The sequence below is a fragment of the Psychrobacter maritimus genome, assembly GCF_904846345.1.
GTDB lineage: Bacteria > Pseudomonadota > Gammaproteobacteria > Pseudomonadales > Moraxellaceae > Psychrobacter > Psychrobacter maritimus.
In genome coordinates this window covers 437,175-458,402 of sequence record NZ_CAJHAJ010000001.1, presented here as the reverse complement: position 1 = coordinate 458,402, position 21,228 = coordinate 437,175, and the positions used below count along the sequence as shown (strand labels likewise).

The window sequence follows — 21,228 nt, the reverse complement described above, 5'->3', positions numbered from 1 at the left end:
TATTTCTCTCGACTGGCTAGAGGTCTAAGTCTTTGTCACTTGCGTCGTTAAAAACTGTCTCGCTTCAGCGCTTCTCGCTCAATTTCGCTGCCAATATTATTGCAACCTTATGGATGCTAGTAGGGTCAACGCGGGCGTTTTCTTGGGTAAAACCCACCTTTATCCAGTTTGCGGTCTTCGCCTTATTAGCACTGGGTAGTAATGTGCTTTTTTCGTGGTTGGCGGCAGAGAATGGTAGCGTCTTTAATGAGCAAGGATTGGTCAGCTATTTAATTTGGCCGATGATTATTCTGTTGGGCGGCATTATTTTGGCACGCCGCGCCGGTAATCAAGCGCTGGTTTTTGTGCCTGTGGTGCTGTGGTTAGTCGCCGATACCTTATCTGCGCTACTGCAAAGCCTTGTGCAGTTTTTTGGCAGCTATGGCTGGCTACCAAATTGGAGCTATTCACTTTTACCGATATTGTTTTTAGTGCTGTTTTTATGGCAAACATTGGCTTTGTTATGGATTTTCTCTCGGCGCTTGCGAGTCCCTTGGTGGGAGCGCATTATTGTCATCATAGGGGCAGTGGCATTATTGACCATTTGGCAGCGCAATGTCGCTGACCAGCCGATATTTAAGCAAATCCCTGTTGAACCGGTACTAGAAGAGGCGGCCTTATACGAGCAGCCAAGATTGCTGCAGCAAGCCCTAGACCGCATTGACCCCAGTATACCGGGTAAAAGCGACTGGTATTTTATGGGCGTGGCAGGATTTTCAGATCAAAACGTCTTTCGCTCTGAGATTAATAAAGTCCGTGAGCTGTTCGATGTGCGCTTTGGTACCAGCGGGCATTCACTGGCATTGATCAATAATAATTACACTTGGTTGGATGAACCCATTGCGACTAAGACCAGTATCTTGCGCGGTTTAAAAACCATCGGTCAGCAGATGAATGCCGATGAAGATGTGCTATTTATGACCTTATCATCGCATGGCGATCAAGATTTTATTCATCTATCAAATCCGCCGCTAGCGATGGACAATTTGGACGCTACTTGGCTGCGTGAGGCGTTGGATGCTTCCGGTATTCGTTGGCGTGTCATCGTGGTGTCCGCGTGCTATTCAGGCTCATTTATCGATGAATTGGCCTCTCCAACGACGGTGGTGATTACCGCCTCAGCTGCTGATAAGATGTCGTTTGGCTGTACCAATACCGCTGAGATGACCTATTTTGGTCAAGCATTCTTTGCCGAAAGTTTGCGTGAAAACACCAGCTTTTCTGATGCCTTTAAAGACGCCGCTTACCGGGTACAAGAGCGTGAGCTTTATATGGGTTTTGAGCCATCAGAGCCGCAAATGGTCATTGGTAGCTTAATGGAAACCGCCTTGCCAGCATTTGAGCAAGCCTTGTTTGATAAAACACGGCCGTCGCTTGCTAGCATGAGCAATAGTACCAATGCTGATACTGCTGCAAATGTGCCGGTAAATATTGCTCCTGCTGCTATTGATTAAACATTAATTGCTAAATGCTAAACACGAATTTCTCACTATTAACTATTAATCACGAATGACCGATTAACTCTCAACGCTTATTTTATCTTAGATACAGAGGATATTACTCATGAATAATGCTTATAACCATAGTTTTTCAGCCAGTAGCCAGTTGACCCAAAAAAGTGTCAATCGCTGTTTCGATGGAGAGCAGCATTACTACAGCCACGAGTCGACGTCGACCAAAACGCAGATGACGTTTAGTATTTATCTGCCAGATGAAGCGCTTGCCGGTCGCCGCTGTCCCGCGCTTTTATATCTCTCAGGCTTGACCTGTAATGCTGATAACGTCACTCATAAAGCCCATTTTCAACAAAAATGCAGTGAGCTTGGCATGATTTTTATTGCGCCTGATACGTCTCCTAGAAGCAGTGAAGGTCACGATGTGCCAAACGATGAGCGTTATTTTGTCGGGCAGGGCGCAAGCTACTATGTTGATGCGACGCAAGCACCGTGGTCAGAACACTTTAATATGCAAAGCTATATCGTTGATGAATTATACGATTTGCTGCGCTCTGAGTTTCCGATTGATAGTATTGGTATCACTGGGCACTCAATGGGCGGTCACGGCGCGTTATTGTTGGGCTTTAAGTTCCCAAGTAAGTTTGTCAGTGTCTCCGCCTTATCGCCTGTTTGTGCAGCCAGTGAGTCAGCGTGGGGGCAGGCCGCTTATACAGAATACTTTGGTGATGATGATAAATCATTATGGGCGCAAGCAGATGCTGCACAGCTGATTATGGAAGTTGGGCAGCAATACACCAATATTTTGGTCGATCAAGGGGGTGCTGATAACTTCTTAGCAGAAGGGCAACTGCAAACCTCTAAGCTCCAAGAAGCTTGTAATAAGGCACAGCAGCCGCTGACATTGCGCTATCTTGCTAGCCACGACCACAGCTATTACTTTATTCAGACAGTGATTGATGATCATATTGAACATCACTGGCGTATGGCGCAGATGGGTTAAGCCGGTTAAATAATGACCGCCTATTAACTAAACGGATAGCCCGTTATATAACTTGACAGACAGTTACGCTGATTATTTAACCAAGTGCAGTTATTGGTATAAAATAGAGCTTGGTTGGATAATCAATGTGTTTAAAGGTAAGGTTTTATGATAAACAGTCTGATAGCGTCGGCAAATGCGGGTGCAAATAATACAACGCAAAAAGCCGAATCATTGCTTACGGTTATGCAAGCTGATATGGCTGCTGCTATCAAAGATAAGCAGCAAGAAAATAAGCAGCAAGATAGTATTGCGCAAAAAAGCAATCTAAAGCCAGCTGCCAGTAACGACAAATCATCTTCTGCAACTGCCGCTAAAGAACTTGATGCCGTGCAACTATCACGGGTGATAGAGATGGCGTGGGAAGACAGGACGCCGTTTGAAGCGATACAACATGGCTATGCTCTCGATGAGACAGCGGTCATTAAATTGATGCGTCAAACATTAAAACCGTCATCTTTTCGCTTATGGCGTCAGCGTGTCACCAACCGTGCAACTAAGCATCAAGCCAAGCGCCCGTTTGATGTCGGTCGCGCTTATTGCAAAACCCAATATAAGCCGCGCTAGTTATTTAGCTTTATTGATTTAATAGTCAGTTATTGACAGCTAATCTTTTAAAACCAGTTATTTAAATGCTAACAATATTTATTAACAATCTTCTTTATTAAACTTTTATACAAACCTCAATTAGGTAGCTCAACTATGATTAGCCCCTCTAAACCGTATCTAATCGCTCCTTCTATATTATCTGCTGACTTTGCCAGACTGGGTGAAGAAGTAGAGCGTGTATTAGAATCGGGTGCGGATGTCATCCATTTTGACGTAATGGACAACCATTATGTGCCCAATCTGACTTTTGGTAGCATGATATGTAAAGCGCTACGTGACTATGGTATTGAGGCGCCCATCGATGTCCACCTGATGGTGTCGCCAGTCGATAGTATGATTGAGCAGTTTTTAGAGGCGGGTGCGAGTGTAATCACCTTTCATCCAGAAGCCAGCGCCCATATTGACCGCTCTTTGCAGCTTATCAAAGATGGTGGGGCTGAATGTGGCTTGGTATTAAATCCAGCGACGCCGCTACATTATTTAGATTATGTCATGGATAAAGTTGATCAAATCTTACTCATGAGTGTGAATCCTGGTTATGGTGGTCAGTCATTTATCGAAGGCACATTAGACAAAGTCCGCCAAGTTCGTCAACGTATCATTACCAGTGGTCGTGACATCAGATTGGAAGTCGATGGCGGCATCAAAGCCAGTAATATCCGTGCGATTGCCGAAGCAGGTGCGGATATGTTTGTCGCCGGTTCCGCTATCTTTAACCAAGAAGATTATAAAGCGGCTATCGATGCCATGCGCGCAGAGTTGGCCTTGGCAAATGGCTACTAATCACCCTTTGTAGCCATCAGAATGAATGATAACTATAGAGTGATAATCATAGAATCATGACCAATAACAAGTCATGCAAAGGTGAAATATGGATAAGCAAAAGCCCGTTAACGCCCCAGTACCGTCTCAATCTGTTAAAGAGACTGAGTCGCAGCAAGCTGGCTCGCAATCACCTAGCTTGCCATCACCTAGCTTAGTGCCCAAGGGTATTACCATTGGCATGGCTGCTTTTGCCTTGATATTAAGTCTTGCCGGTTACGGCTTTCGCTTGCTGATTGGTGAGGATGTGGGAGAGGTGTTACGCCATGCGGCGGTAATAGTGCCAGCCTTTATGATTGGTATTCCGCTGTTTTTCTGGGTAGGTTCGCGCATTTTGAATAAGGTTAAAGGCTTACATATAGCAAGCTGGAATGCCATTAGTTTGGGTTATTTAACCTCTTGTATATCGATCCTTTGGCTAATGGGTACTTATAGCTAATATAAGTGCCTCATAATACTGATGTTTTTATGATTTAAAACTTTGCCTTTATCACATTTATCGATTTCTCCTCATTAATAAGTCGCGCTTTATGACGTGACTGGACACTTGCTAGTATGGCCACATCTTCTAAGAAAATCACCGATATCATTTTCCCAAAAGACCTTCCAAACGGTTTATTTATTGCGCTGATTATAGCCTGTTTGCTATTAGGTTTATCCTACCTGCGTCACGGTACCGGGCTGCAAGGCTGGCTACACGTCTTTGAAAATTGGCTGCTTATGCTGCTGATAATACCGACCGCCACTGCCACCGTTGCTTTACCGTTCAAATACCGTGACCCTACGCTTGAGCTTAAGCTGACCTATTATCTTGGTATGTTCGTCGCCTTCTTATTTACCTTGGCAAAATTGCGCTATTGGCGTTAAGCATCAATTTTTGGCGCATGAGCACCGATAAAGGCACGGATAAAGTGCATTTATGCAAAAGACTTGGACGTCAGCCCTTGAATTGTAGGCGTAAAGCGTCCATTGTATGAGTAAGATAGTTTTGCCCGCATGACTGTAAGACGAGCGCTTTAATGAATAACATGACCGCATTTTTACAGGTGTAAAACGGGATAATAAGGAATAAATGAATGCCATACGATATTGATAATGACATAGAAGTAGATAGTGATAATAGCGATCAGTTTGCAGGATTCGCCAAAGAAACCACGCTTGAGCTGGTAGAAGCGGATGATGGTCGCTTATTATTACGTGACGCTGAACAAGATGAAGCGCCACTTATGACCATTGATTTTTCTGAAAAGCTCAAAGAAATACTTGGCAGTGATACGCAGGCGATTGGTCAGCATATGATTCATGCCGCGATTCAAGTAATTATGCAAAAGCAGATGAGCCAGTGGCATGCCCATGTCTATGATAAAGAGCCAACGCATTATAGTTAGTTAATCGCTGGTTAAAGCGAATAAATGGTCAAAAAATTGGCAATAAAAAAGGGTTTATCATTTGATAAACCCTTTTTTTGTTCAAATAATTTATTTATAGAACATATTTATAAAAAATACATTTTATAAAAAACAGCAATTATTTGATTTTAGCTTCTTTAAAGATCACATGCTGGCGTACTTTTGGATCAAACTTTTTGATTTCCATTTTGCCAGGCATAGTGCGCTTGTTTTTGGTAGTGGTATAGTAATACCCAGTACCAGCAGTTGATACTAACTTAATTTTATCTCTCATGATAGCTTTCCTGTAAATGAGGGGTCTTCAAACGATGGGTATGGGTCTAAAGGATTAAGTCGCTAACGATGCTGGCTTTATCAGCCAATCAATCGCTAGCTTCAGAGCAGTCCAAATAGCGACAATCATCGCTAAGATAGACTGCCAGTTTTTACTTAAACTTTTTGACCTTGTGCGCGTAGATCCGCTAACACTTTGTCGATACCAAGTTTGTCGATAGTGCGCATACCTTTGGTAGACACACGTAGACGTACAAAACGATTTTCAGACTCTACCCAAAAACGATGGTTATGAAGGTTTGGTAGAAAGCGACGACGGGTTTTGTTGTTTGCGTGCGAAACATTATTACCCACCATAGGGCGCTTTCCAGTCACTTGGCAAACTCTAGACATGGCGAACTCCTAATCTATGAGGTATGAGGGATTCTCATACCAGTCTGGGCAAGTTGCACGTTTTTGCGGCATGGACACAGCAAGCGGCAGCTTTGCACCAAACAAAACTATTATTAAGGTTGAGCTGATATTACTGTCATCTAAAGGCAAATAACAGGCAAACCAATTCAGAAAATTTTAAAGCCGACATTTATACCATAAAAGTAAAGAATACTCAAATATTTTTATAATAATCGCCGCTTTAAACGATAGCTATTATACCCTGAATTGCGCGCGCTATGTGATTGATTATTTAATAGTAAAGATTCATTTTTTAGTTGTAAGTTATGACAAAAGTCAGTAAAGTTGCGGTTATATATTTAATACAATCTGTTAATACAACTGTTATTATTGTAAGTTCATGTATCATTACTCATCAAATATGAAGCCATGTAATGATTATGTGTATTTACTCAAACAAATTGCGTTCGCCGCGGAGTTCAAAAATGTCATATAGCTCACTACCTCTGACTTCTAAGTTATTTCAGCTTACTTCTTTAACCTGCGCACTAGCATTAGCAGGCTGTGGCGGTGATGGTGACACGGTAGATTCTATCGCTCCTCCACCTGATTTGGGTGTTACTCAACCTGGTACAGGTGGTGGTACTGGTGGTAATGGTAATACTGGTGGCGCTGAACAAGTGCCAGACGTTGAGCCTGAATTCTTTATTCAAAAACTTAGTACAATGCCTACTATCATTGAGCTGTCTGATGAACAAACAAGCTTTAATGTAACTGTTAAAGCTGTTGAGAAGATATCTGGTGGAGCAATGGTTGGTAAAGCTGTGACTCTAAAGGTAGTGGATTCTGAAAATAACGGTATCACTATTGAAGGTCAGAGTACCCAAACTACTGACAGTGATGGTAACGCTGTATATGCATTAAAGCTAAATCCACAAGCAGTTGCTGATAAAGTGGCGCTGATAAAAAGCGGCTTTACATTAATAGCTAGCGCTAAGAAAGCTGATGGTACGGCTATTGCACCGCAAGAACTTAAGGTTTCTGTCAGTAAAAAAGGTAGTGGAGATGGGACTCAGGTAATAGTGAGTAAGCTTAGTGTGAGGCCTAATATCAAGACGAGCTCTGTCTCTAATGATATTTTAAATCCTTTTGGTGATACGGGTATATTTAGTGTTGAAGTCAAAGATGAAAAAGGTACTTTGGCTCCTGATGTAACAGTAGGTTTAGGAATTATACCTTTAGAAGGCGTATCTATTAGTCCTGCTAGTCAAGTAACTGATAGTAAAGGTATTGTAAATTTTAATATTAAAATAGATGAGAATCTATCAGAAGCTGCACGCGAAAAACTATTAAAAGGTATTACTTATACTCTTAATATTCGAGAAAAGAGTGGGGCAAGCAAAAGCGTAACTGATAGCTTAAAGGTGGGGTTGCCTGTTTCTGACTATAATTTAAAGGTTACAGGAAATTCAAATAAACTTAGTGCTTATGGTGATACACAAAGTCTTACGCTCACGGCTGCTGCTATCAGTGCGGCTGTTCCTACCAAAATTGAAGGCGCTAAAGTCGCTTTCAAACTGAATAATGCGCCTACGGGCGTAAGCTTAGCAAGTAATCAGTTAACGCTAGATGGTAAAGGTCAAGCTACTGTTACTTTGTCTATAGCGCCAGGATTAAGCGACGCTGAGCGAAAGGCACTTGCTGAAAACGGCATTAGCTATACTGCTACTCTGTCAGAACCTAATAATTCTGTAACAGCCAAAACGTTTGAAAGCTTAGTTGAAATACCGCTCGCACAAAATATTGTTAGTTTTGAAGGAAGTGATAAGAAACAAATCTCAAGCTCTGGTGGTAGTGCAGTTATTAGCTTTAGGGTAAATAACCAAAATGGTGGAGCAGTAGCCAATCAATTAGTTTCAGCGACTCTACCAACTGCTTTGACAAGTAAAGGCTTACTAACTATTGATGGTAGTACTGAACAGACTACTAATGACAAAGGTGTTGTAAGCTACGTGGTACGTGTGCCTGCAGGCCTGAGTGAAGCACAGAAAGCAGCATTAGAAAAAGCCAGTAATTTTGCATTAGCTGTGAAAGCAGTTGAAGCTTCTGGTGCTAGTAGTATAGCGAGTAGCAGCCCAATTGTTATTGGTTCAGAGATTGGTCAAAGTGATATCACGTTAACTGCCCAAAGTATTCCTACTACCGTGAATATCTTAGAAAATCAATTTAAATTGCAAATTGCAGCCAAACGTAAAAATGGTAGCGCTGCAGATGGCAGAACCGTAAAACTAGTTCTTAATGAAGGTTCGAGTACAGGTGTTACTATTCAAGGTAATCAGCAAACTACTAACGGTAGTGGTATAGCAGAATTTAATATTGGTATTAGCCAAAGTCTAACCCAAGCCCAACGTGATCAACTTATCAAGACAGGCATTAGTTATACTGCTATCGTAACTGATCAAGATGGTACTCAGTCTAAAATTATTCAAACTATTCAGGTGGAGCAACCGTTAAGCGCCATCCAATTTGCATCTATCGAAACACCAACTATTAGCGAGCTTGGTGGTAAAGGCACTATTAGTGTCAAGCTATCGACCAAAGATAAGCAATTACCTGTTACAGGACAAGCAGTTGCTATTCAGTTGGGTAAAGTAGCGATTGACTATGGCGTTACCATCAATACAGAATCGGCAATAACTGATTTTAATGGTGAGACAACCTTTATAGTTAGTATTCCCAACACCTTAACAGCAGAAGAGCGAGCTAAGCTTAAGCTTACTGGTATTAACTATCAGCTGTCCTATGTCGAAAAAGGCATTACCTACTCTGAAATCAGTCAAGTTAATATCACGACTCCTAAAGTTGACTTAAGTATTCTTAATGCAACTAATAACATTGACAATCAAGCTGGCTACATTCTTAACAATGTAGGTAGTAATGTTACGATACAAGCCCAGCTTAACAACCAGTCAACTGATGAACAAATAACTAGCCAGCCAGTCAAATTAATATTTGAAAACAAATCACTAGCAAGTCTTCTAATAGTAAATGCGCAGAATGGTTCGTCAAATATCATTGCTACTACAGATGAAAATGGCTTAGTTAACTTTAATGTTGTGGTCCCAGGTAGTTTAACTGATGCGGAAAAAGAAGCGCTTAGCAAGGAAGTATTAACCGCCACCTTGACAGAGACGCTAACAGGCAAGCAGCAGCAAGTTAAAATCAAAGTACAGTCTATGACTGCTGCAATCTCTTTGATTGCTAAACAGACAAACCCACTGAATCTAAATGGTGGAGAAACTCAAATTGAAGTGACTGTTGCAGACAAATCAGTAGAGCCAAAAGTTGTTGCGGGCCAAAAAGTATTCTTGGCGCTGCCAGCAGCTATTGCCAGCCAAGGCGTCACACTAGTATCAGGTAATAGTCAAACTACTGATAATTCGGGTAAAGCTGTCTTTACTGTCGCTGTACCTAATAACTTAACTGATGCACAGAAAGCAGAGATTGCGAAAAACGCCAACAGCTTTTCTATTGGATTATCAGCAGCTGATGCTAATGGTAATATAGTAACCCAAGCCAGTTCAGTGACTACAGTTACCCCAGATCCAAGTGGTACCAAGGAAAGTCTTAGTATTGGGGCAAATAAAGTTGTTAATACCAAAGGTGATACATTTAAGGTATTCGTTCGTTTAGAAAATAAAGATGGTGCTATTGCTAATCGTGCTGTTCGTTTAAATGTAGACGATCCTATAAAAACTGGGGTTAGCGTTTCTAACGGTACTATTAACACTAATAGCGATGGCGTGGCAACTTTTGACCTTAAGCTTGAAGCAGGTGCGAGTGTCAACCAAGCTATATTACAAGCAGGTATTCGTTTAACAGCAACTACGACGACCGTAGAAAACGTTAAATTAGAGCAAAACTATATCGTTGCTGTAGATAACGCAACAGTCGATAGTTATCAGCTCATAGCATCCTCTGATAAATCCACATTAAATACTGGTGGTGACCAAACGAATGCGATATTCCGTGTGACTGACAGTAGTGGTGGTGTTCTAGCAGGGGTGCCTGTACAGTTTAGTATTGAGAATCTAGAAGCAAGCGGCGCAGCTTTAACGACTCCAAGTATGGTAACGACGGATGCTAATGGTCAGATCGATGTTGGTGTTATCTTAGCTGCCAATACGGTCAATGCCCGTCTAAATCATAGTGTAGTGATTAATGCTAAAATCGTTACGCCACAGTACGGTGCAGATGGTAAAGTCAGTATGCAAGTACGTGAAGAAAAATCTCTTAGCTTGTCAGCAGTAGGTACTGAAATTACCCTTGCTGCTACAGAGACTAAGCTGAAAGATGGGGAAATAACTACTATTAGTACCACTCTGGTAGATGGCGCTGGACATGCTATTGCCAATTCTGGTATGGAGTTGATAGGTGAAGACGGTAATATTATAGCTACTACTGCTACAGCAATTACCGATGCGGATGGTAAAGCGAGTTTTAATATCAGTGAGGATGCCTTATCGTTTGATAGTAATGGTAACCTACGTGTGTATGCCCGTGCTTTCGGTGAAAATAAGATAAATAATCAACGTAGCTTAAGCAGTATTGATTTGGTCAAAGTCTCACAAGCAGGTATCAGCTTTATTGATGTTAAAAACGTTTATGATGTAAACACCCCACAAACCATAAATATCCAGATACGTCGTGATACAGCGGTACAAGCGGAAGGTCTGATTGGTAAGCAAGTCGAAGTACAAACGACGCTTGGTGAATTTGCAGATGGTAGTGCTGCTAGCAACAAAGTTATTGTTACAAAAACCATTGACGCCGCTAATATAAATGGCAATATTATTACGATACCAGTTACTTTAACATCGCAGCTTGCTGGCATTACTGCTTTACAAGCGACTATATTGGGCGATACATTGCAAAATGGTGAACCACGTTATAGAGCTACTGTTGATACGCGATTCCGAGCTACCACACCTGCTAGAATGCTATTCCAAGCAGTTAGATCTGTTATTACTCCAGGTGGTAGCACTGAAGTTATTGCTACGGTTAAAGATAAAAATGATGTACCAGTAGAAGGGCAAACGGTGGTATTTAGTCGCGCCTCAGACTCATCGGCAGGTCGCTTATCTGCTGCCACAGCAGTAACAAACAGTAGAGGTGAGGCACGTGTTATTTATCAGGCTAATGCTAGCTCTCCTATTGGTGGCGTGATTATTAATGCACGTTTATTAGAAGACAATGCAGGTATTGGTATCAAGACTGCTAATATCACCGTCTCAGAAGAAGCGGTATATACTACTTTAGCATTCAGTAATAAATTATCATCTGATGATATCTATTATACGATACGTGGCTCAATATCTGTCATGGATGGCTCAGGACGTGCTGTACCGAATCAGGAAGTTTCGGTTAAGTCTTATGCTACTGAATACGCACAAGGAAAATATTGTTTATTAGATAGTACCGTAACTTATCAAGCGGCTGATATTAAGGAGTTTGATGAGAATGGTAAGCTCATTAGTGTGACAACGCCTGAACCAAGATCTTTCTCTGAGAAGACTCCAGTACCTCTAAAGTCTGGATGGTATCCTACAGAAGATGCAAACTATAATTATACTCTAGATAAAGATACTGACATTATCCTGAATGAAGATAAAAATGCTAATGGTACACTGGAAGCGATTAACCCAGTCGCTATTATTGGTGGAACAGTATCGGATGACAGTTATACCTTCGTTACTAATAATGAAGGTCGTGCTGATTTTGAGATTCGCTATCCATTGCGCTATTCGAACTGGGTAAAAGTGCGCTTTGACGCTTCTACTTTCTTAAATGGTAGTGAGAACACCCAAAGTATTAATTATCAGTTACCAACTTCAGTAGATGATTTATCAGTAAATGGGTCAACTCTGATAACTCCTTGGATTAATAATACTAGCCCATTTGGTGATGGTGGAGCGACTTGTACCAATAGTATGAGTGTAACTATTAATGAGAATACATCGCGTACTAAGGTTGCTTTATCACCTTATTCACCAAATTACAGTGTTTCTATCAATGGTGAGACTTCAGCCAACGCACCAACTGCAGGCTTTAATTCTTATATTATAGATTTTGGTAAAGCATTTGAACTAGGTTCAACTGTTGATGTAAGTAACAATGGATTCGGTTTTTCTAAAACCCTAAAAGTTGAATAAAAGCGCAGTAATTTTTTAATTAGCATTTTACAAAACCCCCAACCCCGCGTTGGGGGTTTTTGTATTCATAATCTCAATAACCAAATACAAGCAACTCAATCAGCAAAGTTCTGCAAAAGCGATTAGAATAGTCGATTTCCTATGCTGCTATGCATATTCAAAGTAAGCAGCACGTTTCATTTTTAATTGGGCGCATTATGTCAGACAATACCACGACTGCTACAGCAAGCATAAAGTCGAGCAAAAATTCTCAAAACATACCAGTTGCGGCGGCTATTGATACCGCGACGCTATTGATTAAATGCCGCGATCAAGCGGGCATTGTACAAGCCGTATCTGAGTTTATTCATCGTTATGGCGGTAATATTATTACGCTCGATCAGTATTCAACTGCTCACGAAGGCGGGCAATATTTTATGCGTTTGGAGTTTGCATTAGCAGGCTTGAGCGAGATTATGGATAACTTTGAAGCCAGCTTCGGTCATACGGTGGCTAAGCGCCATAATATGGCGTGGCGCTTACATAACAATGCGATTAAAACCAAGGTTGGCATCTTAGTGTCAAAGTTCGACCATGCCTTGTTAGATTTACTGTGGCGGCATCAGCGCGGCTTGCTCGATTGCGAGATTACGTCTGTCGTTAGTAACCATGAAGATTTGCGCCAAGCGGTAGAAAACTTTGGCATAACCTTTCATTATGTGCCAGTTACTAAGGATAACAAAGCCGAGGCGGAAGAGCGGATTCATACCTTGATGGCAGGCAATGATTTGCTGGTATTAGCGCGTTATATGCAGATTTTATCATCTGATTTTGTTAAACGTTGGCCGATGCAAGTCATCAATATTCACCATTCATTTTTGCCCGCGTTTGTCGGTGCTGATCCTTATCGTCAGGCTTATGAGAAAGGCGTCAAGCTTATCGGAGCGACCGCGCACTATGTTACAGCCGAGCTTGATCAAGGGCCTATCATTGAGCAAGACGTCCATCGTGTGACTCATCGCCAAGGGGTGACAGAGTTACGTGCTATTGGCCGTGATATCGAGCGCAATGTCTTGGCGCGCGCGGTGAATTGGCATGTGCAAAACCGCGTGATTGTGGCGGGTAATAAGACCGTGGTTTTTAATTAGCTTTATGTTAAAACGGTTTTAAACCGAAATAAGAGCGCAAAAAAAGGCCGCCAGTATTAGTATTTAATACTGGTGGCCTTTTTTTCATTAGAATGCTGCTGCAAAATTGAATTTATAACAGCATCTCTAACACAAACTTGCTACCGACAAAGCCAATTGCTAATAGAATAAATGCATAAATAGTCATGTTGGCAGCACGTTTACCACGCCAGCCTGCACGCCAATTGCCTAATAATAATGCGCCAAATAGCAGCCAAGATAGCACGCTAAATACCGTTTTATGGGCAAGGTGCTGCGCCATCAAGTCTTCTACATAAACAAAACCAATCCCTAGCGCGATACTTAGCAAGACAAAGCCGACCAAGAGCATGTCGAACAATAGACTTTCCATGCTCTGTAGCGACGGCAGTTTATTTACCCAAAAGCGATGAATCGATTGGTGTTTCAGCTCGCGTATTTGCAAGCGTAAAAATAGCGCTTGCAGCGCTGCCATCAGCAGCACACAATAGGCGGCAAGCGATAGTAGGATATGTGCTTCAAGCCCGACACTGATATCCGTGATGGGACGATAAGGCGCGCGGCCGATATAACCGACAATCATCCCGACCAATGCCGTCGGTGCTGCTAAAATGCCAAGACTAACGATAGGGCGGTATAAGCTAAAAATAACATAGAAAAATAAGAAAAATAAACTGATCAGGCTAATGATGTTAAATAGATTGAAATTTAGCCCGTATAGCGTGACCACATGCGGATAAAGTAATGCTGCATGTGCCAGCATACCGACAACCAATAAACCTAAGCTCACGCCTTTGTGGATAGGTTTGTCCTGAATCAGCGCCCAACCAATGTAGATGCTGACCAAAATATAAACCATGCCAGCCAGTAAAAATGCAAGTTGCAAGATAAAAAACCTCATCTCATGATGAGCGCAAAATCGCCGCTCAATTGAATGCTAAAATGGTATTATCAGAATGATTAGAATAATCATCCAATTTATCATAAAATGGCAAGCAATTGAGCGCCATCTTACGGATTGATTATAAGCACTTGTAGGACAGTAGCGCTAAAATTTAGTATTTATTAGCTATAAAATTAAATAGTCAGCTTTATTTAACCCTACATTTGAAAACTGTCATTTGCAAAACGACTATAAGCTTTGCAGCGCCTTAATGCTATAGTATTGATACTGTGCTGCTTTTTATAATGATTTTTATAAAAACGCTACCTCATATGCTATAGCACATCTGAATAATAGTTATCAGCAATTAACGCTGAACCAAGTTTAACGACGTATTGTTGTCACAGTTTTTTTACTAAGAATTATTTTAATTGAGAGTCATTTATGTTTGATACTTTAACAGAACGCTTATCGTCGAGCCTGCGTAACATCGTCGGCACTGGGCAGTTGACCGAAGATAATATTAAAGACACCTTGCGCGAAGTGCGTATGGCGCTGTTAGAAGCCGACGTCGCGCTACCGGTCACCCGTGATTTTGTGAAGCGGGTAAAAGAGCAAGCGCTTGGTGCGGAAGTGCTGAAAGAATTGGCGCCAGGACAAGCGTTTGTAAAAATCGTCCACGATGAGCTGACCGAAATGATGGGCAGCGCCAATCAGCAGCTTGAAATGACTGGTAAACCGCCTGTTGTTTATTTATTAGCGGGTTTGCAAGGTGCAGGTAAAACCACCACGGCTGGTAAATTGGCGAAATTTTTACAAGAGCGCCATAAGAAAAAGGTGATGCTAGTTTCTGCTGACGTTTATCGCCCAGCAGCAATTGCCCAGCTTGAGCAAGTAGCAGGGCAAGTAAATGCCAAATTCGTCAATTCAACTAGCGACGAAAACCCAATTGATATCGCGCTACGTGCTATCGAAGAAGCGAAAATTCAATATCAAGATATTTTGATTATTGATACTGCCGGTCGTCTGGCTATCGACGAAGCGATGATGGAGGAAATCAAAGCGTTAACTGCGGCGGTCAATCCATCTGAGACGCTATTTGTCGTTGATGCGATGACCGGTCAAGATGCGGCCAATACCGCCAAAGCCTTTAACGATGCGCTGCCATTAACGGGCGTTATTTTAACCAAGACTGACGGTGATGCTCGTGGCGGCGCGGCATTGTCTGTGCGCGCTATTACCGGTAAGCCGATTAAGTTTTTAGGTCGCGGTGAAAAACTAGACGCGCTAGAGCTGTTCCATCCTGAACGTATCGCTCAGCGTATTCTTGGTATGGGTGACGTCTTAAGTTTAGTTGAAGAAGTCGAGCAAAAGATCGACCGTGATAAAGCCGAAAAAATGGCGAAAAAGATGCAAAAGGGCGGCGAGTTCGACCTTGAAGATCTATTGACCCAGTTCCAGCAAATGAAAAGCATGGGCGGCATGGCAGGCTTTTTAGATAAGATGCCAGGTATGGGCGGCTCTGATATGCAAAAAGCCGTCGAAGAAGCCAAGCCAGAAGAAAAAGTACGTGAGATGGAAGCCTTGATTAATTCAATGACGCCATTTGAGCGTAAAAACCCAGATAAAATCAATCCAAGCCGTAAGCGCCGTATTGCGGCAGGCTCAGGTCGTGAGATTCAAGACGTCAATCGTTTGCTCAAGCAGCACAAGCAAATGGCAAAAATGATGAAGATGATTTCTAAGCCAGAAGGCATCAGTAAAATGATGAAATCGATGCAAGGATTGATGGGCGGCGGCGCTGGAGCGGGTGGCGGCGGTGGTCCATTATTCGGCGGTGGCGGTCAGCAAGGTGGTGTTAAAGATGTGAACCCACAGCAAATGGCAAAGCAGATGGGACTTGATCCAAACAATATGCCTAGCACTGAAGAGATGCAAAAGCAGATGCAAGAGTTGCAAAATCAAGGCCCGAAAAAATTTAAAACACGCTTTTAAATAATGGCTGACTGTATTAGCAGTCACTATTAGCAAGTGCTTTTAACAAAAACCTCAAATCTATATAGGCTTTGAGGTTTTTTTAGGTCTCTCTTATTTAGACAAGTTCTTATTAATAAAGTAGGAAAAAGGTAGAAATTAATAAAATTCGCTTATCCTAAATGCTATGATAGGCGCTGTTTTATGATGCCAAGCGAATAAGCCGAGGTGATGATGTTTTTAGCAATGGATACCGTATTTGATCAGTGTTCGATCGCAATTTTAGATGCCAATGGGCAAGTGCTGTCGAGCCATACTGAAACGGGTAAACGCCAGCAGACCCAGCAAATTCTGCCGATGATTGATGCGGCATTGTCCGAGGCTAATCTGCGTCTTGCTGATATAAAAGCATTGATATTCAACCGTGGCCCGGGTGCATTTAGTGGTATACGAATCAATACGGCGGTGGTGCAAGCCCTATCTGTCGCACATGACATTCCTTGTGTGGGTGTCTCAAGCCTACAAGCAATTGCCCAATGTGCGTATAAAAAGTACGGTTTGACTCAAGTTTATAGCGCGCTTGATGCGCGTATGCAGCAAGTTTATTTTGGCCAATACTCAATTTTAGGCGATGTAGCAGACAATTCTATCATGCAGCCAGTCTTGGCTACTGATAGCGATAGCACAGAGCAGCTGCTTGATTATGATAGCCAAACAGTGCTTAATTTGCCTATCGTCGGTAATGGTGCGCCGCTATTAAAAGCACATGATGGACAAGTATGCCATGAAGATGTCTGGCCAGATGCGGTGGTGATTGGACAATTGGGTATCGCTCAATTCATGAATGTTGGCGGTACCGATGCTGCCAATGCGTTACCAAGATATCTGCGCAACCAAGCATGGAAAACACTGAAAGAGCAAGGTAAGGCGTAGTTTTTGCTTTATAGCATAAAATATCGTTAATCACTAAATACCTTGAGTCACAAAAATACAAACGATTATAAAAGCAACGATCATATAGGACAGCCGATAGCGCTGTCTTTTTAGGGAAGCAACTGTGGATATACTGTTATTAATCCAAGCGGTCATCATGGGTATCGTTGAAGGTATCACTGAGTTTTTACCCATCTCTAGTACGGGATATTTGATTTTATCTGCGGATTTGATGGGCTTTTGGACCAAAGAAAAGGTTGATTTGTTTGTGGTGGTAGTCCAGCTTGGCGCTATCTTAGCAGTCATTTATGATTACTGGGGCAGACTATGGCAAGCACTCTTGGGGCTGCTGACCGGTAAAGCGGACGGTATGAGTAATCCAAGACAGTTGGGTTTAAGCTTAATTGTCGCGACCATTCCGGTGATGATTGTTGGTTTTACCTTCGCTGATGAAATTAAGACGTATTTGTTTAACCCTATCGTCGTGGCAATTATGCTGATTGTTGGCGGTTTGCTGATATTTTATGTAGAAAATCGCCCTAAAACGATTATCGCGCAAGAAGCAGAAGACGTCAGCCTAAAAACGGCATTGATGATTGGTTTGATGCAGTGTCTGGCCTTAATACCAGGAACATCACGCTCAGGTGCCACTATTATTGGTGCACTGTGGCTTGGCGTATCGCGTAAGGCTTCAGCGGAGTTTTCCTTCTTTTTAGGTATTCCAGTCATTGTCGGTGCGGCATTGTTGGATTTGCTAAAACATGGTGATGTATTGACCAGTAGTGAAGATTGGTTAGTGTTAGGTATTGGCACCGTGGTATCGTTTATTGTAGCCTTACTTTGTATTCGCCTATTGGTTGCTTGGGTTAGCCGTCGTGACTTCAAAATCTTTGCATGGCTACGCATTATCACGGGCGTCATCGTATTGGTCGCCGCTTGGGGCTTTGGTTATCAAATGGCTGGCTAAGATTTATAGTGGAATAATTTTTGATGCTAATACCTGTACTTTTGAACACTAGAAAGGAATGGCGGTTAATATGACCACTGTGAAGCAAATACCGACCGCTCATATTAACTGCCAGCTATTTTATGTTAGCGAGGCGCAGGCAGGTCAAGTCGAGAACTTGAAGGCGCTCATCGCTGAGCATGCGCTACCCATTATTTTAGATATTGAGCTGTTTCCCGAAAAGCTCAATCAAAAACGTCGCCAGCAATTAAGCGAAACCTCTATTCAACCTATTCTTTTGTTAGATGAGAAAAACAAACTTTCATGGCTGAGTGATGGTCTCAGTGTCGCACCTGAATGGGATAAGCTACAACGGCGGGTGGTGAGTGCAGGGCGTAAGTCTGAGTTATTATTACAAGCTGCTAAAATTACATCGGATAGCACGGTCATTGATGCGACCGCAGGCTTTGGGCATGACAGCCTAATATTAGCCAGTACTGGCGCTCAAGTTACTATGCTTGAGCAGCAGCCCCTGATGGCGTTATTGTTGTTAGCTGAACAGCAGCGTATGAGTACGCTGCCAAATTGGCAAAAGCTGATGAGCCGATTACAGATTATTAATGTCGATGCGCTTAGTTATTTTACAATGCTACAAGCTAATGCGATAGATGATATTAAAGAAAATGATGCGAAAGTAGTTGATGTAATATATCTGGATCCTATGTTTCCAGAAGACAGCTATCAAGATAGCAAAACGGGTAAAGGCGCAAAAGTTGGCAAGCATATGCAAGCCTTGCACCAATTGGCTAGTCCGCCAACATCAGAACAAGAGCTGCAATTGCTACAAAGTGCGCAAGCGGTGGTCAGTCAGGGTGCAAGACAAGGCCGCGTCGTCGTCAAGCGTCCGCAGCTTGCGCCGTTACTTGCAAATCAACAACCAAGCGAGAGCTGGCATAACGAAGCAGTACGTTTTGATGGTTATTTTGTTTGATGGCTATTATTTATGATAATGAATGGGCTCAGTGAGTCAGTTTGAGTGTTTAGAATACAAAGATTTAGAAGTGGTGGATTTAATAGTAATGGATTCAGGAGAAAAGGATGTCAACGATTATAATTTGGGTCATTGGTGCAGGCTTATTACTGATGAATATTGCGTTGCGAACAGAAGTTTTACAGCTCAAAGCTCACCTAAAAGCGCTTAGGAATCCAAAAGAACAAATGGACTACTTACGGCAGCAAGCAAAGCTTAGCCAAAATAATAAGATGGCATCCATTAAGGCATTACGTAAGCAATATCCTGAGTTGTCGCTCATTGAAGCCAACAACTTATGGCAACAAATTCAGTAGTTCACTAATTCGTTCATCCGATTCCATAGCCTGCAAAAAAGTATATAAAATTCCTATAGATGATAATAAAAAACCATGACATTTAACGACAAATTACAAGCCTACCTGCAATTAACGCGCTTTGATAAACCCGTAGGTATAGAGCTATTACTCTGGCCGACGCTTTGGGGTGTAATGCTGGCGGCGATGGGTCAGGCGCAGCAGCAAGGGGCAACGGCAGGTTTGCCGAGTCTAAAGGTATTTGTACTTTTTGCGCTGGGCGCGATTTTTATGCGGGCGGCAGGCTGTGCAATCAATGACTTTGCTGACCGCAAGGTCGATGGTCATATCAGCCGCACCAAAGGCCGTCCATTAGCGGACGGGCGCTTATCTGCTAAAGAAGCCATTGGTGCCTTCTTAATATTGGTATTACTTAGTGCCAGTTTGCTGTTCTTTTTACCTATTGCCGTTTTTTACTGGTCGCTTGGCGCCGTTATATTGGCGTTTATTTATCCATTTATGAAGCGTTTTACCCATTTGCCACAAGTCTTTTTAGCTGCCGCGTTTGGGTGGGCGATACCGATGGCCTATGTCGCGATACAAGGCGCGCCTGATATCTGGTGTTGGTTATTGTTTATTGCTTATATGTGCTGGACAGTGGCTTATGATACCCAGTACGCTATGGCGGATCGTGAGGATGATTTAAAAATTGGCGTCAAATCAACGGCGATATTATTTGGTCGCCACGATGTGATTATCATCTCGCTGCTACAAACCGTATTTTTACTTATTATGGGTGCGGTTATGTGGCATTACTTTGCGCCAACCAGTGTAGGTGTGATACCGGTATTTGGTTTGGCATTAGTGGCGATGATGTTTGCCAAGCAAAACAGCGCTTGTGCCAGTCGTCAAGCTTTGGCATGTTTTCAGGCGTTTTTGGCCAATATATGGGTAGGACGTTACGTCTTTGCTCTTATCGCAATCGCTTGCCTATGGACGACTTTTAATGGATAACTTTAAGAAGCTCTCAAAGTCAAAAGCGAAAAAGGGTGTTGCTATTAATGCGCCTGTTATCGATTATCAGGCAAAGCTTGCTGAGCATGGGTTAACGCGTGAGCAGGTTATCGCGACCGAGCGTAAACTGGCTAAGTTTGCTAATACTATGGATTCGCTCGTACGGGTGCCCTTTACCAAGCAAGGCATGGGTGCTGATGCGGCGCTGTCGACCATTCCGCTGGCGGGTGATTTGGCAGGATTGGCGTTGACCAGTTATGCTTTTGTATTAGGTCGGCAGTTGGGCGTCCCTGCGCATAAAATGACCCCAGCGGTTAGACTAGCGCTGATTGATATGGTGGTTGGCATCGTACCGGGTATAGGTACAGTGCTCGATATTTTTATTCGCCCTAGTCGCAAGACACTGAGCATCGTGCACGAGCATCTACATGATGAATACGGCATCACCGAAACCATGCATATGGATCGACCGTTTTTGCATCAATCCTTGGAAGATAAGCAGCAGCAAAGCCGCTTTGCGTTCTTTTGGCGCAACCCTGTCGTTGCTTGGTTATATCTGCACATTCCTGACCTATTGGGATTAATCGTTATTGTGGTTATCGGCTGGGGCTTATGGGCGATGATGAGCTGGCTGGTCAGTCTGTTTGGCAAGACCACTGGTTTTGGCTAAAGGTAAAGCAGAGCAAAAAGGCGGCAAATATTATAAATATTTGCCGCCTTTTTATTGCGGGTTTTATTGTCTTTAACAGATTCT

19 protein-coding genes are annotated in these 21,228 nt (G+C 42.6%); 16 read left to right on the top strand and 3 right to left on the bottom strand.

The window, feature by feature from the left end; translation table 11 throughout:
• Positions 1–32 precede the first annotated feature (32 nt).
• The 7 genes from JMX50_RS01835 (at position 33) to JMX50_RS01805 (ending at position 5,354) form a co-directional block, all read left to right on the top strand.
• Positions 33–1,493 (top strand): C13 family peptidase, encoded by a 1,461-nt coding sequence (locus tag JMX50_RS01835; RefSeq protein ID WP_201628211.1) that lies wholly within the window; start codon positions 33–35, stop codon positions 1,491–1,493.
• Positions 1,494–1,602: 109 nt separating this feature from the next.
• Complete coding sequence (fghA, locus tag JMX50_RS01830; RefSeq protein WP_201628210.1) at positions 1,603–2,496, top strand: S-formylglutathione hydrolase; 894 nt, start codon at positions 1,603–1,605, stop codon at positions 2,494–2,496.
• A 369-nt stretch (positions 2,497–2,865) separates the two neighbouring features.
• Positions 2,866–3,102 (top strand): TIGR03643 family protein, encoded by a 237-nt coding sequence (locus JMX50_RS13165; protein WP_227670876.1) that lies wholly within the window; start codon positions 2,866–2,868, stop codon positions 3,100–3,102.
• A 135-nt stretch (positions 3,103–3,237) separates the two neighbouring features.
• Positions 3,238–3,927 carry a ribulose-phosphate 3-epimerase gene (gene rpe / locus JMX50_RS01820; RefSeq protein WP_183620440.1) on the top strand — a complete coding sequence of 230 codons (690 nt, stop codon included), beginning with the start codon at positions 3,238–3,240 and terminating at the stop codon, positions 3,925–3,927.
• A gap of 88 nt (positions 3,928–4,015) precedes the next feature.
• Positions 4,016–4,405, top strand: coding sequence for a hypothetical protein (locus JMX50_RS01815; RefSeq protein ID WP_227670859.1), 390 nt, complete (start codon positions 4,016–4,018; stop codon positions 4,403–4,405).
• Between the two features lie 116 nt (positions 4,406–4,521).
• On the top strand, positions 4,522–4,833 hold the full coding sequence (locus JMX50_RS01810) for a hypothetical protein (protein ID WP_183620456.1): 312 nt from the start codon (positions 4,522–4,524) through the stop codon (positions 4,831–4,833).
• A 209-nt stretch (positions 4,834–5,042) separates the two neighbouring features.
• The gene (locus JMX50_RS01805) at positions 5,043–5,354 is read left to right on the top strand and encodes a hypothetical protein (protein ID WP_201563278.1); all 312 of its coding nucleotides are present in this window, start codon (positions 5,043–5,045) and stop codon (positions 5,352–5,354) included.
• 139 nt (positions 5,355–5,493) lie between these two features.
• On the opposite strand, the gene rpmG is transcribed toward JMX50_RS01805, so the two are convergent.
• Together rpmG and rpmB are read right to left on the bottom strand one after the other, a co-directional pair.
• Positions 5,494–5,649 carry a 50S ribosomal protein L33 gene (gene rpmG / locus JMX50_RS01800; RefSeq protein WP_010201403.1) on the bottom strand — a complete coding sequence of 52 codons (156 nt, stop codon included), beginning with the start codon at positions 5,647–5,649 and terminating at the stop codon, positions 5,494–5,496.
• Positions 5,650–5,804: 155 nt separating this feature from the next.
• Positions 5,805–6,041 (bottom strand): 50S ribosomal protein L28, encoded by a 237-nt coding sequence (gene rpmB / locus JMX50_RS01795; RefSeq protein WP_149488796.1) that lies wholly within the window; start codon positions 6,039–6,041, stop codon positions 5,805–5,807.
• Between the two features lie 485 nt (positions 6,042–6,526).
• Here rpmB and JMX50_RS01790 point away from each other — a divergent pair, with 485 nt between their 5' ends.
• Together JMX50_RS01790 and purU are read left to right on the top strand one after the other, a co-directional pair.
• Positions 6,527–12,253: an Ig-like domain-containing protein gene (locus JMX50_RS01790; RefSeq protein ID WP_201628209.1), complete on the top strand. Its 5,727-nt coding sequence runs from the start codon at positions 6,527–6,529 to the stop codon at positions 12,251–12,253.
• Between the two features lie 197 nt (positions 12,254–12,450).
• Entirely contained in the window at positions 12,451–13,380 is a 930-nt protein-coding gene (gene purU / locus JMX50_RS01785) for a formyltetrahydrofolate deformylase (RefSeq protein ID WP_227670858.1), read from the top strand.
• 112 nt (positions 13,381–13,492) lie between these two features.
• Here the strand turns inward: purU and JMX50_RS01780 are convergent, their stop codons facing one another.
• Positions 13,493–14,299: an inner membrane protein YpjD gene (locus JMX50_RS01780; protein WP_201563273.1), complete on the bottom strand. Its 807-nt coding sequence runs from the start codon at positions 14,297–14,299 to the stop codon at positions 13,493–13,495.
• A 426-nt stretch (positions 14,300–14,725) separates the two neighbouring features.
• Here JMX50_RS01780 and ffh point away from each other — a divergent pair, with 426 nt between their 5' ends.
• From ffh to JMX50_RS01745, 7 genes are all read left to right on the top strand, one after another.
• A complete protein-coding gene (gene ffh / locus JMX50_RS01775; RefSeq protein ID WP_201628208.1) occupies positions 14,726–16,276 on the top strand; it encodes a signal recognition particle protein in 1,551 nt (516 codons plus the stop codon).
• A gap of 213 nt (positions 16,277–16,489) precedes the next feature.
• Entirely contained in the window at positions 16,490–17,188 is a 699-nt protein-coding gene (tsaB, locus tag JMX50_RS01770; RefSeq protein WP_201628345.1) for a tRNA (adenosine(37)-N6)-threonylcarbamoyltransferase complex dimerization subunit type 1 TsaB, read from the top strand.
• A 124-nt stretch (positions 17,189–17,312) separates the two neighbouring features.
• On the top strand, positions 17,313–18,155 hold the full coding sequence (locus tag JMX50_RS01765; RefSeq protein WP_201628207.1) for an undecaprenyl-diphosphate phosphatase: 843 nt from the start codon (positions 17,313–17,315) through the stop codon (positions 18,153–18,155).
• A 70-nt stretch (positions 18,156–18,225) separates the two neighbouring features.
• Positions 18,226–19,125: a class I SAM-dependent methyltransferase gene (locus JMX50_RS01760; protein ID WP_201628206.1), complete on the top strand. Its 900-nt coding sequence runs from the start codon at positions 18,226–18,228 to the stop codon at positions 19,123–19,125.
• Positions 19,126–19,232: 107 nt separating this feature from the next.
• Entirely contained in the window at positions 19,233–19,481 is a 249-nt protein-coding gene (locus JMX50_RS01755) for a hypothetical protein (protein ID WP_068403940.1), read from the top strand.
• A gap of 75 nt (positions 19,482–19,556) precedes the next feature.
• On the top strand, positions 19,557–20,474 hold the full coding sequence (gene ubiA, locus JMX50_RS01750) for a 4-hydroxybenzoate octaprenyltransferase (RefSeq protein WP_201628205.1): 918 nt from the start codon (positions 19,557–19,559) through the stop codon (positions 20,472–20,474).
• Positions 20,467–21,144 (top strand): DUF4112 domain-containing protein, encoded by a 678-nt coding sequence (locus tag JMX50_RS01745; RefSeq protein ID WP_227670857.1) that lies wholly within the window; start codon positions 20,467–20,469, stop codon positions 21,142–21,144. The genes ubiA and JMX50_RS01745 overlap by 8 nt, the downstream gene beginning before the upstream one ends.
• Positions 21,145–21,228 lie beyond the last annotated feature (84 nt).

What these genes read in the sequence shown, in the direction of transcription:
- JMX50_RS01745 (WP_227670857.1), top strand. Translation starts at nt 20,467, where the DNA reads ATGGATAACTTTAAGAAGCTCTCAAAGTCAAAAGCGAAAAAGGGTGTT.
- JMX50_RS01810 (WP_183620456.1), top strand. Translation starts at nt 4,522, where the DNA reads ATGGCCACATCTTCTAAGAAAATCACCGATATCATTTTCCCAAAAGAC.
- JMX50_RS01760 (WP_201628206.1), top strand. Translation starts at nt 18,226, where the DNA reads ATGACCACTGTGAAGCAAATACCGACCGCTCATATTAACTGCCAGCTA.
- rpmB (WP_149488796.1), bottom strand. Translation starts at nt 6,041, where the DNA reads ATGTCTAGAGTTTGCCAAGTGACTGGAAAGCGCCCTATGGTGGGTAAT.
- rpe (WP_183620440.1), top strand. Translation starts at nt 3,238, where the DNA reads ATGATTAGCCCCTCTAAACCGTATCTAATCGCTCCTTCTATATTATCT.
- JMX50_RS01780 (WP_201563273.1), bottom strand. Translation starts at nt 14,299, where the DNA reads ATGAGGTTTTTTATCTTGCAACTTGCATTTTTACTGGCTGGCATGGTT.
- tsaB (WP_201628345.1), top strand. Translation starts at nt 16,490, where the DNA reads ATGTTTTTAGCAATGGATACCGTATTTGATCAGTGTTCGATCGCAATT.
- rpmG (WP_010201403.1), bottom strand. Translation starts at nt 5,649, where the DNA reads ATGAGAGATAAAATTAAGTTAGTATCAACTGCTGGTACTGGGTATTAC.
- ffh (WP_201628208.1), top strand. Translation starts at nt 14,726, where the DNA reads ATGTTTGATACTTTAACAGAACGCTTATCGTCGAGCCTGCGTAACATC.
- JMX50_RS01805 (WP_201563278.1), top strand. Translation starts at nt 5,043, where the DNA reads ATGCCATACGATATTGATAATGACATAGAAGTAGATAGTGATAATAGC.
- JMX50_RS01815 (WP_227670859.1), top strand. Translation starts at nt 4,016, where the DNA reads ATGGATAAGCAAAAGCCCGTTAACGCCCCAGTACCGTCTCAATCTGTT.
- purU (WP_227670858.1), top strand. Translation starts at nt 12,451, where the DNA reads ATGTCAGACAATACCACGACTGCTACAGCAAGCATAAAGTCGAGCAAA.
- JMX50_RS01755 (WP_068403940.1), top strand. Translation starts at nt 19,233, where the DNA reads ATGTCAACGATTATAATTTGGGTCATTGGTGCAGGCTTATTACTGATG.
- JMX50_RS01790 (WP_201628209.1), top strand. Translation starts at nt 6,527, where the DNA reads ATGTCATATAGCTCACTACCTCTGACTTCTAAGTTATTTCAGCTTACT.
- fghA (WP_201628210.1), top strand. Translation starts at nt 1,603, where the DNA reads ATGAATAATGCTTATAACCATAGTTTTTCAGCCAGTAGCCAGTTGACC.
- ubiA (WP_201628205.1), top strand. Translation starts at nt 19,557, where the DNA reads ATGACATTTAACGACAAATTACAAGCCTACCTGCAATTAACGCGCTTT.